A 12,247-nucleotide genomic window follows, 5' to 3' on the forward strand; every position below is an offset into this window, starting at 1 on the left:
GACGCCCTGCCCCTTTTCCTTCAGGTCGTCTGAAAACGTTTGACCGCATAGGGATGTCAGTTTTCAGACGACCTTTTTCTGCCTACGTCAGAATGTGGTACCCAATTGGAACTGGAAGCGTTGGATTTCGTCGCTGTCTTTTTTCTTGATCGGGTAAGCGTAGCTGAACTTCATCGGACCCAACGGCGAGAGCCAAGTTACTGCCGCACCGGCAGAGTAGCGCAACTCTTCCTTGAAGGTCGATTTGTGGGTCTTGCCTAAGCCGTATGGGTTTTGAGCGGCATTGTTGGTGTAGTAGGTATTGCTACTGCTGTCGTTATAAGTTTTGCCGTCCCATACGCTGCCCGCGTCGGCAAACAGACTCAGACGGACGGAGCGGGAATCTTTGATGCCCGGCATCGGGAACAGCAACTCGGCGGAAACGTTGGCTTTTTTGTTGCCGCCGTAGCTGATTTTCTCGCCGTATTCGTCATAAACTTTCGGACCAAGCGTACCGCTCTCGTAACCGCGTACGGAGCCTAAGCCGCCGCCGTAGAAGTTTTCAAAGAACGGCATGGTTTTCGTTTTGCCGTAGCCGTTGCCGACGCCGACTTCGCCGCCGAGCATCAGGGTGAAGTCTTTGGTCAGCGGGAAGAACCAGGTTTGGTTGTGGGTCAGTGTGTAGTATTGCAGGTCGCTGCCCGGCAGGGCGATTTCACCGTTGATGCCGGTCATGTAACCGCGGGTCGGCCACAAGGCGCTGTCGGTTTTATTGCGTCCCCAACCGATCGTACCTTTGTACAGCCAGCCTTTGAAGCTGCCCACGCCGCCCGTGCCTTTACCGTATTGGTTGATAAAGTCGGCATAACGTTTAGGCGCGCCTTTGTAGGTATTCACGGTCAGGTGTTCCGCCGCCAGACCCAAATTGACGCGGTCGTATTCGGTAACGGGGATACCCATGCGCACGCCGCCGCCTGCGGTGGTGGTTTTATATTGTTTCGCGCTGGAAGAGGCTTTACGCGGGTCGTAAGACTTGCCGTAAATATCGTAACCGAGGCTCACGCCGTCGGGTGTGAAATACGGATCGGTAAACGACAGCGAGCCGTTCAGCGTGGTTTTGCTTCGTGAAGCACGCAGGGAAACGGATTTACCCGTACCGAACAGGTTGTCTTGGGAAACGCCCACAGACATGACCAAGCCGGTATCCTGAACCCAGCCCGCGCTCATATCCAGCGAACCGGTAGAACGCTCGTTCACGCTCATGTTCAAATCGACTTGGTCGGGCGTATTGGCAACCGGTACGGCATCGAATTGTACGTTGTCGAAGTAGCCCAGCAGCTCGACACGCTCTTTGGAACGTTGCAGCTTGGAAGTGTCGTAAGGCGCGGATTCCATCTGACGCAATTCGCGGCGTACGACTTCGTCACGGGTTTTGTTGTTGCCGGTGATGTTGATTTCGTTCACATAGATTTTGCGGCCGGGTTCGACATTCAGGACGAAATCGACAGTTTGGGTCTCGGCATTGGGCACTGGCTGAACGTTGACTTCGCTGAACGCGTAGCCTGCCGTACCCATGCGGTTTTGAATGGCTTCGAGCGATTTGACCATTTGGGCGCGTTCGTACCATTTGCCCTTTTTCATGGTCAGAAGTTTTTGCAGCTCTTCTTTCGGCACTTCGCGGGTGTCGCCTTCTATGCGCACGTCGCCCCAACGGAAGCGTTCACCCTCGTCAACCGTGATTTTGATGGTTTGCTTGGTTTTGTCTTCGTTGGTCTGGATGTCGGTATCCAGAATGCGGAAATTGAAATAGCCGTTGTTTTGGTAGAACTCGCTGACGCGCTCCATGTCTTGCGAGAATTTCTGCTCATTAAACTGGTTGCTCTTGGTCAGCCAAGTCCACATGCCGCCTTCGCTCAAAGACATTTGTTTCATGAGCTTGCGGTCGGAATAGACTTTGTTGCCTTCAAATTCGATGTCGGTAATCTTGGTGGTTTTACCCTCATCGATGGCGATGTCGATGGAAACGCGGTTACGCGCGAGTTTGGTGACGGTCGGCGTGATTTGGACAGACTGTTTGCCGCGGCTTTTGTATTCTTCCTTCAGGCTGGCGACAGACTGGCTCAGCGTGGCCGGATTGAAATATTGGGATTGCGCCAAACCGAAGGATTCAAGGTTTTTCTTGATTACATCGTTTTGCAGCATTTTCGCGCCGGTGATGTTCAGCGTGCTGATGGTCGGGCGTTCGATAACGGTCAGCAAGACCTGATTGCCCATGGTCTCTACGCGGACATCGTCAAAAAAACCGGTCGCATACAGACTTTTGATGATTTCTTCGCTGCGTGCGTCGCTGAATTGGTCGCCGACTTTGACGGGCAGGTAGTTGAAGACCGTACTCGGTTCGGTGCGCTGCAAACCTTCGACGCGGATGTCTTGAATGGTGAAGTCGGCAAACGCCAAAGGCGACATTCCCAATACCATCAAAGCAGAAGCAATCTGTTTCAATTTCATAAAATTATCCAAACAAACGGTTGATGTCATTAAAGAAAGCCAGTGCCATCATGAACAGCATGGCAGCCAGTCCGAGGCGCAGGCCGATTGCCTGTATGCGCTCGCTCAAGGGCTTTCCGCGTATCCATTCGGCAGTGTAGAACACCAAATGCCCGCCGTCCAATACGGGGATGGGCAACAGGTTCAACACGCCTAAACTAATGCTGACCAAAGCGAGGAATTCCAAATAGCTTTGAAATCCCAGCTGTGCCGTTTTCCCGGCGACGTCGGCAATGGTCAGCGGGCCTGAAATATGGTTCAGGGAGGCATTGCCTGTAATCAGTTTTCCGAAGAATTTTACCGTCATCCAAGCATTGTTGACGGTTTTGTCCCAGCCCATCGCAAATGCTTCTGCGACAGACGGTTTATATTCGCGCTTGATTTCTTTTGTCCACGCTTCGTCGCCCTGAGGACCGAAGCCTACCCTGCCGACCAGCGTTCTGTCGGGTTGCTGGATACTGTCGGGGCGGATGGTCGTCTGAACGGTTTTACCGTCGCGCTCATAAATCAATTCGATTTTCTTACCCGGGCTTTGGCGTACGATTTCCACCCATTGCTGCCAAGACTCAATGTCCCTGCCGTCGGCGCTGATCAGCTTGTCGCCTTTTTTCAAACCGGCTTTTTCAGCCGGGCTGTTTTCTGTCACTTCGCCAACACTGGTGGTGATTTTAAAAGGCGACAACCCGATATAGCCTTGGTTTTTCGCAATTTTACCTGCTTCGGGCGTGCCGGCGGCATCGATAATCCGCATGGTTTTTTGCCCCGAGCTCGTCTGAACGGCAACATTTACCTTGCCTGACTCGATGTTCAACACGATTTCTTGCTGGGCTTTTTCCCACTCGCCGACGTTAACGCCGTTAACCGAAATAATTTTGTCTCCGGGCTGAAAACCTGCTTTTGAGGCAATAGTATTTTGCTCGACCATGCCGACATAAGGGCGGATTTCGGTAACGCCGAAGGAAAAACTCAAGCCGTAAAGCAGAACCGCCAGCGCGAGATTAGTCAGCGGGCCTGCGGCAACGATGGCGATGCGTTTGGCGGGATGCTGTTTGTCGAAGGCGTAAGGCAGGTCTGCCTGCGCCACTTCCCCCTCGCGCGTATCGACCATTTTGACGTAACCACCCAATGGGATGGGTGCCAAACACCATTCGGTATCGCCGCGCTTTTTGCTGAAAAACGGTTTGCCGAAGCCGACGGAAAAGCGGACGACTTTGACGCCGCACAATCTGGCGACGATGTAGTGTCCGAACTCGTGCAGGCTGACCAAAATCAGGATGGCGAAAATAAAAGCTAGAAGGGTTTGCAAAAGAATCTCTCTGGTTGGGTATGGGTTGACGTTATCGATGTTTCAGACGACGTATCAAGGCAGGGGTCGTCTGAAAAGCATTCGCAATGTGTAGAAAATATTATTGGCGTTATTTTGCCGATTATAAAGTCAGTCTGCCGTTTTGTCCGCCACACATGACGGGTGGGCGGGTTTTCAGACGACCTGTCATTTTTTATCGTTGCGGCACGGTTTATCCCAATGCGGCGATAAATTCCTGCGCCTGCCTGCGGGTAACGGCGTCTTGCGCCAGCAGGTTTTCGATGTTGCCGAGGTCGTCTGAAAAGTCTTGTGCGAGACAGTGGGCGACGGTTTTGACAATGTCGGTAAACTTAATCTGCCCGTCTAAGAAGGCGGCGACGGCGGCTTCGTTGGCGGCGTTCAAAACACAGGGCGCGGCTCCGCCCGCGTTCATGGCTTCATAGGCAAGCTTCAGGCAGGGGAAGCGGTCAAAGTCGGGCTTTTGGAAGGTCAACGCAGACAATGCGTCGAAATCCAGATCGCCGACACCCGAATCGATGCGCTCGGGCAAGCCCAAACAATAAGCGATGGGCGTACGCATATCGGGATTGCCCAGTTGCGCCAGCACGGAGCCGTCGCGGTAGCGCACCATGCTGTGTATCACGGACTGCGGATGGATGACGACTTCAAGTTTATCAGGCGGGCAGTTGAACAGCCAATGTGCTTCAATCAGCTCCAAACCTTTGTTCATCATGGTGGCGGAATCGACGGAGATTTTGCGCCCCATGCTCCAATTGGGGTGTTTGACCGCTTGCGCGGGCGTAATGCTGTCGAACGTGCCTAAATCGGCCGTCAGAAACGGGCCGCCGGAAGCGGTCAGGATAATCGAGCGGATGCCGTGTTCGTTCAGACGACCTGTGTAATCGCGCGGCAAAACTTGGAAAATGGCGTTGTGTTCGCTGTCGATGGGCAACACTGCCGCGCCGTTTGCGCGGGCGGTTTCCATAAACAACGCGCCGGAAACCACCAGCGTCTCTTTGTTCGCCAGATAAATGGTTTTGCCTTTTTGCGCCGCCGCCAGCGCGGAAGGCAGCCCCGCCGCACCGACGATGGCGCACATGACACCGCTGACTTCGTCGGCAGACGCCACATCAACCAATGCCTGCGCGCCGTGTAAAACCTGCGTCGCCGCGCCGTCGCGTTTCAACAGTGCGTCAAGCCGGGCGGCGTGTTCGGCATCGGCAACAACGGCATATTCGGGGCTGAACGTCCGGCATTGAACCGCCAGTTTCTCAACCTGCTTATGCCCCGCCAGCGCGAATACGCGGAATTTTTCGGGGTGGCGGGAAACAACGTCGAGCGTGCTTTCGCCTATGCTGCCGGTACTGCCTAATATGGTCAGGACTTGTGGTGTCATGGTGTGTTCTTTATGTACTGCTTTCGGATTTCAGACGACCTTTGGGCTTGAGGTCGGAAAGGTCGTCTGAAAACGCTTATTCGATATTGTGTTTGATGTGTTCCAACGATTTTTATAGTGGATTAACTTTAAACCAGTACGGCGTTGCCTCGCCTTGTCGTACTATCTGTACTGTCTGCGGCTTCGTCGCCTTGTCCTGATTTAAATTTAATCCACTATAACCGCTTCAGAACAAGCTTTCAAAGGCGGCATAGACGCTGATGACGGCAATCAGGCTGTCCACGCGGTCAAACACGCCGCCGTGTCCGGGCAGCAGATTGCTGCTGTCTTTGATGCCCGCCGCGCGTTTGAGCCAGCTTTCCAACAGGTCGCCGCATACGCTGACAACGGTCAACACCAAACCGATTAACACGGTATTGAACCAGCCTGCGTCAAACGTGAGCCAACCAGCCCACCACACCACAGTCATGTACACTGCCACGCAAATCGCGCCGCCGATTGCGCCTTCCCAGCTCTTGCCGGGGCTGACGGTCGGTGCGATTTTGTGTTTGCCGAACGCTTTGCCGCTGAAATACGCGCAAACATCGGCAACCCACACCAAACCCATCACGGCAAGCAGCGACAAGGCGTAATCGGGATGAGGACGCAGGGACATGAGTGCGAACCAAAACGGCATGACCAAAAGCCAACCGACGGTATAAGCCTGCCAGCCGCCGTTCAATTTCCATTTGAATTTCAGCCACAAAGGCATAACAACCAGCCAAAACGCCAAAACGGCGTACCAGACGATATCCGGCAGCGTCCAACCGCCTGCGTAGGCGATGACACCGAACACCAGCGTCGCGGCAAGATAATGATTGGTTTTCAGTTTTTCCAATCCGCTCATGCGGGCGTATTCCCACAGCGTAACCAGGGAAATCAATCCGCAAAATGCCGCCCACAGCCATTGCGGCGCGTAAAACAGCATACCGAGCATCAACGGCAGCATCCACAGCGCCGTGATAATCCGTTGTTTCAACATTTTTAACCCCTTTGCTGCTCTACCGGCAGCTGTTCCGAAGTGCGTCCGAAGCGCCGTTCGCGTTTTTGGAACGAGGCGACAGCATCGTCCAAGGCTTTGCTGTCAAAATCGGGCCACAGGGTATCGGTAAAATAAAGTTCGGCATACGCCATCTGCCAAAGCAGGAAATTGCTGATGCGCGTTTCGCCGCCGGTGCGGATGAACAAATCCGGTTCCGGCGCATCGCCCAGCATCAAGTGTTTCGCCAGCGCGTCTTCCGTAATCTCGGATACGCCTTCGGCAATCAGTTTGTTTGCCGCCTGCAAAATATCCCAGCGGCCGCCGTAATCCGCGGCAATGCTCAGGGTCAGGCCGGTATTGTTCGCCGTCAACGCTTCCGCCTCTTCGATGCCTTGCAGAATCTGCCGGTTGAAGCGTTCGCGGCTGCCCAACACCTTCAGGCGCATATTGTTTTCGTGCAGACGGCGCACCTGCTTTTGCAAAGCCTGCAAAAACAGCCCCATCAGGAACGACACTTCGTCTTCAGGGCGGCGCCAGTTTTCAGTCGAAAAGGCAAACACGGTCAGATATTGCACACCCAGTTTGGCGCAATGCTTCACCATATTTTCCAACGCGTCCAAGCCGCGTTTGTGCCCCATCACGCGGGGAAGGAAACGCTTTTTCGCCCAACGGCCGTTGCCGTCCATAATCACGGCGATATGCTTCGGAACTGAAGTATGTTCCAAAATGGTCTGCGTGCTGCTCTTCATCTCTGCCTTTCGCAGCGCAGCGGTTCAAAGGTCGTCTGAAACGCCGCGGACAAGGGTTTAAATCGCCATCAAATCTTCTTCTTTGGCAGCCAGCGTTTTGTCGGCTTCGGCGATGTATTTGTCGGTCAGTTTTTGAACCGCTTCTTCGCCGCGACGTGCTTCGTCTTCGGAAATTTCTTTGTCTTTCAAGAGTTTTTTGATGTGATCGTTTGCATCGCGACGCACGTTGCGGATGGACACGCGTCCTTCTTCCGCTTCGCTGCGTACGACTTTAATCAAATCTTTACGGCGCTCTTCGGTCAACATAGGCATAGGCACGCGGATCAAATCGCCGACGGCTGCCGGGTTCAGACCCAAGTTTGAATCGCGGATGGCTTTCTCGACTTTGGCCGCCATATTGCTTTCAAAAGGTTTCACGCCGATGGTGCGCGCGTCCAAAAGCGTCACGTTGGCCACTTGGCTGACCGGAACCATGCTGCCCCAGTATTCAACTTCCACTTGGTCCAACAGACCGGTATGCGCACGGCCGGTACGCACTTTCGCCAAATTCTCTTTCAGCACTTCTACCGAGCGCTGCATTTTGCTTTCCGCTGTTTTTTGAATATCGTTAATCATTTTATGCTTTCAAATAAGATACTGAATTTAAAACCTCGCCCGGACGCATGACCATCCGAACGGCAATCAAGCTGTTAACTGCGCATAGTACCGTCATTCGGCGATTCCGACAAGGCAGGGGCGGTTTTGGGCCTTGTTTCTTAACTGATATTTAAATGCCGTTACAAATGGGATGTATAGAGGGCTGCATCAGCAAAAAAGGTCGTCTGAAAACGGTTTTTCCGCTTTCAGACGACCTTCCTTTATCCGCCAAACTTATTTCTGCTGCTGACGCGTGTACACCAGCGATGTAAGGATGGATGCGCCCAGTGCGCCGAAGACGACGGAGAGGGAAATGGAGATGGGGATGTGCACCCAGTGCATAATCAGCATTTTGATGCCGATGAAGCTCAAGACGAAGGCGAGGCCGTATTTGAGGAAGATGAAACGGTCGGCAACATCGGCAAGCAGGAAATACATGGCACGCAGCCCGAGTATGGCGAAGATGTTGGAGGTGAGGACGATGAAGGGGTCGGTGGTTACGGCGAAGACGGCGGGAATGCTGTCCACGGCGAAGATGACATCGCTCAACTCTACCATGATGAGGACGAGCAAAAGCGGGGTGGCGATGCGCTTGCCGTTTTCGACAGTAAAGAATTTTTCGCCTTCAAACTGATGGCTGACGGGGATGACTTTTTTAAGCCAGCCCAAAATCTTGTTTTGCGAGAGGTCCTCTTCTTCGGATTCCGGTTTCATCATATGGATGCCGGTATAGACGAGGAATGCGCCAAAAATGTAGAGAATCCATTCGAACCGCTGCACCAGTGCCGCGCCGATAAAAATCATGAGGGCGCGCAGGACGATGGCGCCGAACACGCCGTAAAGGAGGACGCGGTGCTGGTATTTCGGGGAAACTTTGAAGTAACCGAAAATCATCAGGAAAACAAAGATGTTGTCAACGGCAAGGGATTTTTCGAGGATGTAGCCGGTGAAAAATTCGAGGGTCTTTTCTTTGGCAACGACGGCGCCGTAAAGGGGGTTGCCTGCCAGCTCGAAATAGAGCCAGCCTGCGAAGGCACAGGATACGGCGATCCAGACGCAACTCCAGGCGACGGCTTCTTTGACACTGACTTTATGCGCGCCGCTTTTTTTAAGCGAGAGCATGTCGATGATGATCATGATGAAAACAGCGGCGAAGAACACGCCGTAGAAAAGGGGGGAGCCGACGGAAGGGTGTTCGGTCATGTATTCGGATTCCTTGTGATGAGGTGGTTGGATGGCGGCTTTTCAGACGACCCGTCGGGGAAAGGTCGTCTGAAAACAGCTTACCAAGACAAGTAAAACATGGCTTTAGCGAAAAATACGATAAACAGCATATGGGAAAATACGACGGCGTGGATGTATTTGGACCAGCCGACGGTCAGGGTGTGCCGTGCCATTTTGACGACGGCGATAGCGAAATGGACGAGGACGCTGACTGCCAACAGGATTTTGAGGGTAAGGAGCGTACCGAATGAGGTGGCGAAGGGTTGGCTCAAAAAGGGCAGGTATCGGTTGAATACCATGACGATGCCGCTGATGAAAAGCGTAATGACGACGGGCGGCATAACGCGGACGGCGCGGTAGGACATGGCGCGTTCGACTTCTCGGCGCGATTCGCGTGAGACGCGGCCGGTGTGCATGACGGACAAAACCAGCATTTCGAAAAATACGCCGCCGACAAAGGCGATGGCGCAATAGAGGTGGATGATGTGGGCGATGGCGTAGAGACTCATGACCGTGTTCCAAGTGGGATATTCGGGTGAAATTGTATCATCAGTCGGACGTTTTCAGACGACCTCTTCTTCCAAATCGCCTTCGCGGGTTTCGCGCAGGTGTTCACGCAGGCGTTGGAGTTCGTGTTTGTCCAGCCACTTGCGGCGGCTGCGTTGCAGGAGGATGACGAGTGCGGAGATTTCGTTGCGCATATTGGTGCTGAGCCAGAGGAAGCCTTGCCATTCGTAATGGAGGCGGGCAGCGAGTTTGCCCAGCTCGGGATTGATGGAGGTGTCGATGCGGATGCGGCGGGCGTAGTGGCCTTTGATGAGGCGGACGGTCAGGCGCAGGTCGCGTTGGAGGCGGTTGAAATGGCGGTCGAGCAGGCGGATTTCGTGTTCGTTGAGGGTAGGGGCTTGCAGCTTGGCGGCGGTGGTGAGGAGCAGCTCGGTGGTGTTGACGATTTTGCGGTGGGCGTGCTGCATGGCTTCCATCATGGCGGGGCTGATGTGGCTTTCGCCTGATGTAGCAGCGAGGTGGCTGCGGCTTTTGACCATGCGGGCGTTGATTTGGCGCATTTTGACCATGTTTTGCTCCAGCCGCTCGCGGGTCATGCGTTTGCCGTTGCTGATTTCGGCAATCATTTTGCCGCATTCGGTCAGGTTGTCGGCAAGCATAAACCGCCACATGAGCGTGGAGCGCAGGGGAAGGAGTTTGGCGGCGACAATGGCGATGGCGGCGCCGATCAGGACGTTCATGGCGCGCATAAGCCCGCTGTCGAGCCAGTTGTTGCTGTTGTCGCCGATGAGCATGCACATGGTCAGTCCGGCAAGCATGGGGACGTAGCCGTTTTTGCCGACCGCCGCCCAACCTGCGGCTGCGCTGGCGGTGCCGACGGTCAGGTAAAAGAGAATGCCGCCGTGGAAGTAGTGCTGGTTGAGCCACAACAGGGTCAGGCCTGCGCCCAAACCGATGACGGTACCGAGCATGCGTTCGACGGCTTTGGAGTAAATCGCGCCTTGAAATTGGAGCATGCCGAGTACGACGAACACGGTCATGCCTATCCATTCGCCGTGTTGGAGGTGGAGGAGTTTGGCGAGCAGGGTGGCAAACAGTACGGCAAGTCCGAGCCGGACGGCGTGTATGAGACGGCGGTAGCGGTAGCGTTCGTAGGAATTGAGCCAGCGTTTGACGAAGCGTTCGCGTTGTGAGGCGTTCATGATTGGGGCTATCTTGTTGAGATTTTTGGGTTTATCGGGCGGTATTGTAACGGGAATCAGGCAATACGGACAGGATGGAAGGCAAGGTCGTCTGAAACCCCCAATACTGCTTTTAGACGACCTTTAAGGCGCGACGACGGGCAGCGGATAGCCGTGTGCGTCAATTTCAGACGAGGCGAGCCACGGGGTATGGACGAGATTAACGGGTAGATGTGCCAACTCGGGGATGTGGCGGCGGACGAATGTGCCGTCGGGATCAAGCCGGCGGGCGGTTTGGATAATATCGATGGAGCGCCGGTGAGCATTGCGGGCGGCGGTTTGCCAGTTGCCCTCGTTCAACGCGGGGTCAAAATCGGTTTGCTGTGCGGCGAACCAAACGATGCCGTGTTCGGACGGCTGATGCAGGACGCCACACAAAAATTCCGCCGCCATGGAGCGCAGGGCGGGATGCAGCCAGCCGCTCGATTTCAGGCTGCGCATGGCGGCATCGATAAGCGGGAAACCTGTTTCCCCCTGCCGCCAGCGTTCCGTCAGGTCGTCTGAAAACGGCGCAGATTCGGCAGCAGATTCAGGCTCGATTCGGGCGCGGTGGTAAGCAAGCTGTTGATAGAAATCGCGCCGAATCAAGTTGTCCAACCAAGCATCTGCACCCTGCCCTGCGGCTTCGGCTGCTAACACGCGCGGCGAAATGCAGCCTGCACTCAAATACGCACCCAAGCGGCTGGTACCTTTTCTGGCGGGAAAATCATTCATAATCGGATAAAACCCGATATTTTCTTTGAACTTCCGCCATTGTTTGCCTGCTTCATCTTCGCCGCCACGTTGTGCGGAAACCATGTCCTGCTGCCCGTTCCACGCAGGAAATGACGGCATTTCAACAGAGGTCGTCTGAAAAATTTCAACGCATCCGCCTCCCACATCCTGTCCGCCGAACCGCTGCCGAAACAAAGCCAGCCACGCTTCTTTATAATGCGGGAAGTCGGTGTAAGGCGCGCCGTGACTGCCCATGATTTCTGCCTTGGCGAATATGGCACGGTCGTTAACGCGCTCGAACGCAACGCCTTGTTCATCCAAAATCCGCCAAATGCGGTTATCTTGCCCGATTTCAGACGACGTATAGGCTTCGTCTGCAATTACGGTCTGAACATTCAACCGCGTCGCCAAAGCAGGCAATTCTTCCACACGGTTCACCGCATACAAAGCCACGCCGCGCGCCGCCAGCGAGCCATGCAAAGCCGCCGCCGCCTGATAATGAAACCAATCCTGACGCGGATTAGAGATTTCAGACGACCCCTGCGCCACCCACACGCCTGCCACAGGCAATCCCCGCTTCACGGCGGCGGACAACGCGGCGTTGTCGCGTATGCGCAGGTTGCGGCGGAACCAGACCAATGTATGTGCTTGCATGGCGATGTCGTCTGAAAGGGATAAGGCGTTTGATTTTAGCAGAAATTTTGCGAGGACAAGGCGGACGGTTTTCAGACGGCCTTTAGGCAGATAACAGATAAAGTGGATTCGGAATAACGCAGCTATAGCAAACATACTTAACTTTAAATCCGGCATATCATCAAATTCTGTCATTCCCGTGCAGGCGGGAATCCATCGTGAAACTTGAGAAACCTTGATTTGAAAAACAGTTTCTGGGTTTCAAAAATGGATTCTCGCCTGCGCGGGAATGAC

General features: G+C 54.3%; 11 protein-coding genes. 1 reads left to right on the forward strand and 10 read right to left on the reverse strand.

Translation table 11 applies throughout. From position 1 onward, the window contains the following. Positions 1-87 precede the first annotated feature (87 nt). The 3 genes from bamA to NM96_10905 all read right to left on the reverse strand — a co-directional run bounded on the left by bamA (position 88) and on the right by NM96_10905 (position 5,228). Positions 88-2,487: an outer membrane protein assembly factor BamA gene (gene bamA, locus NM96_10895; GenBank protein ID AVR79761.1), complete on the reverse strand. Its 2,400-nt coding sequence runs from the start codon at positions 2,485-2,487 to the stop codon at positions 88-90. Between the two features lie 4 nt (positions 2,488-2,491). Beyond that, positions 2,492-3,832: an RIP metalloprotease RseP gene (rseP, locus tag NM96_10900; protein AVR79762.1), complete on the reverse strand. Its 1,341-nt coding sequence runs from the start codon at positions 3,830-3,832 to the stop codon at positions 2,492-2,494. 211 nt (positions 3,833-4,043) lie between these two features. Then, positions 4,044-5,228 carry a 1-deoxy-D-xylulose-5-phosphate reductoisomerase gene (locus NM96_10905; GenBank protein AVR79763.1) on the reverse strand — a complete coding sequence of 395 codons (1,185 nt, stop codon included), beginning with the start codon at positions 5,226-5,228 and terminating at the stop codon, positions 4,044-4,046. Here NM96_10905 and NM96_10910 point away from each other — a divergent pair. Beyond that, on the forward strand, positions 5,222-5,428 hold the full coding sequence (locus NM96_10910) for a hypothetical protein (GenBank protein ID AVR79764.1): 207 nt from the start codon (positions 5,222-5,224) through the stop codon (positions 5,426-5,428). The two genes, NM96_10905 and NM96_10910, sit on opposite strands and share 7 nt — an antisense overlap. A 26-nt stretch (positions 5,429-5,454) precedes the next feature. Here the strand turns inward: NM96_10910 and NM96_10915 are convergent, their stop codons facing one another. From NM96_10915 to NM96_10945, 7 genes are all read right to left on the reverse strand, one after another. Continuing rightward, on the reverse strand, positions 5,455-6,249 hold the full coding sequence (locus NM96_10915; protein AVR79765.1) for a phosphatidate cytidylyltransferase: 795 nt from the start codon (positions 6,247-6,249) through the stop codon (positions 5,455-5,457). Between the two features lie 2 nt (positions 6,250-6,251). Next, positions 6,252-6,998, reverse strand: coding sequence for an isoprenyl transferase (locus NM96_10920; GenBank protein AVR79766.1), 747 nt, complete (start codon positions 6,996-6,998; stop codon positions 6,252-6,254). Between the two features lie 57 nt (positions 6,999-7,055). Beyond that, positions 7,056-7,613 carry a ribosome recycling factor gene (locus tag NM96_10925; protein AVR79767.1) on the reverse strand — a complete coding sequence of 186 codons (558 nt, stop codon included), beginning with the start codon at positions 7,611-7,613 and terminating at the stop codon, positions 7,056-7,058. 255 nt (positions 7,614-7,868) lie between these two features. Continuing rightward, entirely contained in the window at positions 7,869-8,837 is a 969-nt protein-coding gene (locus NM96_10930; GenBank protein AVR79768.1) for a TerC family protein, read from the reverse strand. 80 nt (positions 8,838-8,917) lie between these two features. Beyond that, positions 8,918-9,367, reverse strand: coding sequence for a hypothetical protein (locus tag NM96_10935; GenBank protein AVR79769.1), 450 nt, complete (start codon positions 9,365-9,367; stop codon positions 8,918-8,920). A gap of 54 nt (positions 9,368-9,421) precedes the next feature. Next, positions 9,422-10,567 (reverse strand): FUSC family protein, encoded by a 1,146-nt coding sequence (locus NM96_10940; GenBank protein AVR79770.1) that lies wholly within the window; start codon positions 10,565-10,567, stop codon positions 9,422-9,424. A gap of 123 nt (positions 10,568-10,690) precedes the next feature. Next, on the reverse strand, positions 10,691-11,974 hold the full coding sequence (locus NM96_10945; GenBank protein AVR80327.1) for a deoxyribodipyrimidine photo-lyase: 1,284 nt from the start codon (positions 11,972-11,974) through the stop codon (positions 10,691-10,693). Positions 11,975-12,247 lie beyond the last annotated feature (273 nt).

Source organism: Neisseria mucosa, assembly GCA_003028315.1.
GTDB classification, from domain to species: domain Bacteria; phylum Pseudomonadota; class Gammaproteobacteria; order Burkholderiales; family Neisseriaceae; genus Neisseria; species Neisseria mucosa.

Coding starts and splice junctions, on each gene's coding strand:
- bamA (AVR79761.1), bottom strand. CDS start 2,487: ATGAAATTGAAACAGATTGCTTCTGCTTTGATGGTATTGGGAATGTCG.
- NM96_10920 (AVR79766.1), bottom strand. CDS start 6,998: ATGAAGAGCAGCACGCAGACCATTTTGGAACATACTTCAGTTCCGAAG.
- NM96_10945 (AVR80327.1), bottom strand. CDS start 11,974: ATGCAAGCACATACATTGGTCTGGTTCCGCCGCAACCTGCGCATACGC.
- NM96_10930 (AVR79768.1), bottom strand. CDS start 8,837: ATGACCGAACACCCTTCCGTCGGCTCCCCCCTTTTCTACGGCGTGTTC.
- NM96_10925 (AVR79767.1), bottom strand. CDS start 7,613: ATGATTAACGATATTCAAAAAACAGCGGAAAGCAAAATGCAGCGCTCG.
- NM96_10935 (AVR79769.1), bottom strand. CDS start 9,367: ATGAGTCTCTACGCCATCGCCCACATCATCCACCTCTATTGCGCCATC.
- NM96_10940 (AVR79770.1), bottom strand. CDS start 10,567: ATGAACGCCTCACAACGCGAACGCTTCGTCAAACGCTGGCTCAATTCC.
- NM96_10905 (AVR79763.1), bottom strand. CDS start 5,228: ATGACACCACAAGTCCTGACCATATTAGGCAGTACCGGCAGCATAGGC.
- NM96_10915 (AVR79765.1), bottom strand. CDS start 6,249: ATGTTGAAACAACGGATTATCACGGCGCTGTGGATGCTGCCGTTGATG.